The sequence below is a fragment of the Bradyrhizobium sp. PRIMUS42 genome, assembly GCF_023006515.1.
Taxonomy (GTDB): Bacteria; Pseudomonadota; Alphaproteobacteria; order Rhizobiales; family Xanthobacteraceae; genus Bradyrhizobium.
This window is the reverse complement of record NZ_JALBGZ010000732.1, coordinates 1-3,032: the sequence shown is the minus strand read 5'-3', so window position 1 is coordinate 3,032 and position 3,032 is coordinate 1. Positions and strand designations below refer to the sequence as shown.

3 protein-coding genes are annotated in these 3,032 nt (G+C 63.9%); 1 reads left to right on the top strand and 2 read right to left on the bottom strand.

The window, feature by feature from the left end:
- Nucleotides 1-313: 313 nt before the first annotated feature.
- A complete protein-coding gene (locus MOV75_RS32710) occupies nucleotides 314-721 on the bottom strand; it encodes a DUF4332 domain-containing protein (RefSeq protein ID WP_246926101.1) in 408 nt (135 codons plus the stop codon).
- A 26-nt stretch (nucleotides 722-747) separates the two neighbouring features.
- The gene (locus tag MOV75_RS32705; protein ID WP_246926103.1) at nucleotides 748-1,113 is read right to left on the bottom strand and encodes a DUF2267 domain-containing protein; all 366 of its coding nucleotides are present in this window, start codon (nucleotides 1,111-1,113) and stop codon (nucleotides 748-750) included.
- A gap of 344 nt (nucleotides 1,114-1,457) precedes the next feature.
- Here MOV75_RS32705 and MOV75_RS32700 point away from each other — a divergent pair.
- Nucleotides 1,458-3,032 (top strand): helicase HerA-like domain-containing protein (locus MOV75_RS32700; RefSeq protein ID WP_247007391.1); only part of this gene is annotated, 1,575 nt, incomplete at its 3' end.

Below are 3,032 nucleotides of genomic sequence, written 5' to 3'. Positions count from 1 at the left end.
AGCCGGCCGGCGGGACGGATGGGGAGGGCGAGGCATTCATGCGCGTGGCTTTGCGCGGTCGGGGAGGGGGAGTCAAGCGGGGAGGGGGGACCAGCACCGCTCCATCACCGTCACCCCCGCGCAACGGCGAAGCCGTTGTCGCTGGAGGTGGCCGCTTCTTCAGCGGCCCTCGAAGGGCGACGGCCCGGCTGTCTCCGTGCCGACGCAGCGGTGGCCGTGCATCCTTCGAGGCTCTCCACGGGATGCGTTGCATCCCGTGCTTCGCCTCCAGCGACAACCGCTTCGCGGTTGCGCGGGGATGACGGAGCTAGCATCAATACGTGATCTTCGGCTGCAGCTTCTTCGCCTGGGCGATGATGTCGCCGACCGACTTCTCGGAAGGCAGGATGCGGAGCAGCTTCTTCTTCTCGTTGGCGTCACGCATGCTCTGGGCGAGCCTTGCCGGATTCCGATAGGCGAGCTCACGCACGGTGGTGACGCCGGCGGCGCGGACCAGGCCGACCTTGGCGCGGCCCATGCCGGGGATACGCATGTAGTCGGAGACGTTGGCCCATTCCAGCAGCAGCTGCTCGCTGATGCCGGTCTTGGCGGAAAGCGCCTTGCGGCCCTTCACCGTGCCGGCCGCTTCGAGCAGGGCATCGGTCGTGCGGATGCCCTGCGCCTTCAACTTGTTGGCGGCAAAGACCGACAGGCCCTCAATCTCGGAGATCGGATATGTCATGATACTCGATATGAAATGCCAAGGCTTCAGGCGAACTGGCTGAGGCCCGGCGTCCCCGCAACGATCTTGCCCATCTGATCTGCTCCGATTTTGTCTCGGCCGAAGCGGAAAAGTTCACGGGCGACGTTTTGAATCTCGGACATGCCAAGTCCCAGGCCCATCAGGCGCGTGCCGACCGCCATCAAGCCGCCGCCCATCAACCGCGACAGTCCGCCGCCGCTCCTGGACGCCTCGATCGCGGCTTCCGCTCCGGGGATATGATCGATCAGGGCCTGCACGCTGTCGGAAGGACCCTCACTGCGGAGGAAGCCCAGGATGATGCCGACGGTCTTTTCGGCGACAGCACCATCTATGCTGGCGTTTGTCGCCAGCCGCCCGATCAGCTCGTCCATAAGGCCCGCCCCTCAGCCGGTTTGCTTGCCGGAATATTGCTTTCGAAAATGATCTTGAGCCGGTGTGATGTGAAATACAAGCGATGAACGCAGCCGTCGTCGCGATTCATCTTCGAACGCGTGAGAAGTGTTGCAGCGGTGCAAGAGCGGAGATGGAATCGGCGAAAAATTGCCGCGTTGCGAACGCCGCGTTCCTACTTTCGGCTGATGTCGTCCACCTATCCGACAATGTCGCATGTCGGGCGCTTTGAATGGTTTCAATCGACGTGCGACATGCATTAAACTACGGAACTGCCGCCTTTGAGTTCAATACGCGAAACCCGGCAGAGAGATCAGAGAGAATAATGACCGCACAGGACAGCAAGCTCGGCGATACCGACGACAAGATCTTCGTCGGCAAGGGAGACGAGCAGGCCTGGCTGACGCTGGCGCTCGCCAATCGCCACGGCCTCGTCACGGGCGCAACCGGAACCGGCAAGACGGTGACGCTGCAGGTGATGGCGGAAGGATTTGCGCGTGCCGGTGTTCCGGTCTTCGCGGCCGACATCAAGGGCGATCTCTCCGGCATCTCCGAGATCGGCGTGCCCGCGGACTTCATCCTCAAGCGCGCCACCGAGATGGGGCTGACATTCCAGCCCGACCAGTTCTCGACCGTGTTCTGGGATGTGTTCGGCGAGCAGGGCCATCCGGTGCGGGCGACCGTCACGGAAATGGGGCCGCTTCTGCTCGCGCGCATGCTCGACCTGAACGATGTGCAGGAAGGCGTGCTCAACGTCGCCTTCCGCGTCGCCGACGACGCCGGCCTCACCCTCATCGATATGAAAGATCTGCGCGCGCTGCTCGATGCCATCGTGCCGGATACCGGCAAGAAGGGTGCGGATGCCGAAGAGAGCCCGCTGGCCGACGTCAAGAAGGCCGCGCAGGGGTTCGGCAACGTCACCAAGGCCACCGTCGGCACCATCCAGCGCCAGCTCCTGGTGTTGGAGAACCAGGGCGGCACCAAATTCTTCGGCGAGCCGGCGCTGACACTGAAAGACTTCATGAAGACCGACCGCGATGGCCGCGGCATGGTCAATATCCTGGTCGCTGACAAGCTGCTTCAGAACCCCAGGCTTTACGCGACATTCCTGTTGTGGATGTTGTCGGAGCTGTTCGAGGAGCTGCCCGAGGCTGGCGATTTGCCCAAGCCGAAACTCGTGTTCTTCTTCGACGAGGCGCATCTGTTGTTCAACGACGCGCCCAAGGCGCTGATGGACAAGATCGAGCAGGTGGTGCGCCTGATCCGCTCCAAGGGCGTCGGCGTCTACTTCGTGACGCAAAATCCGATCGACGTGCCGGACCGCGTGCTCGGGCAGCTCGGTAACCGGGTGCAGCATGCGCTGCGCGCCTTTACGCCGCGCGACCAGAAGGCCGTTGCGGCCGCGGCCCAGACCTTCCGTCCCAACCCGAAGCTCGACACCGCCAAGGTGATCATGGAGCTCGGCAAGGGCGAGGCGCTGGTGTCCTTCCTCGAAGGTAACGGCACGCCCGCGATGGTGGAGCGGGTGATGATCCGGCCGCCCTCGGCCCGCATCGGATCGATCACGCCGGATGAGCGCAAGGCGATCATGGCTGCAAGCCCGGTGAAGGGCAAATACGACACTGCCGTCGATGCCGAGTCCGCCTATGAGATCCTTCAGAAGCGGATCGCCGGCACGGCGGTAACGGTGGACGGTCCGGCCGGCGCAAGCGGCGGCGGTATCCTCGGCCAGATCGGCTCGATCGTCGGCACCATCTTCGGCACCAACGTCAAGCGGGGCCGCCTGTCGGCCGGCCAAGTCATTGCGCGGGACGTGACGCGATCGGTCACCAACCAGGTGATCGGCGGGATGGCCGCCAATATCGGCAAGTCGGTCGGCGGCCAGCTCGGCGGCTCGATC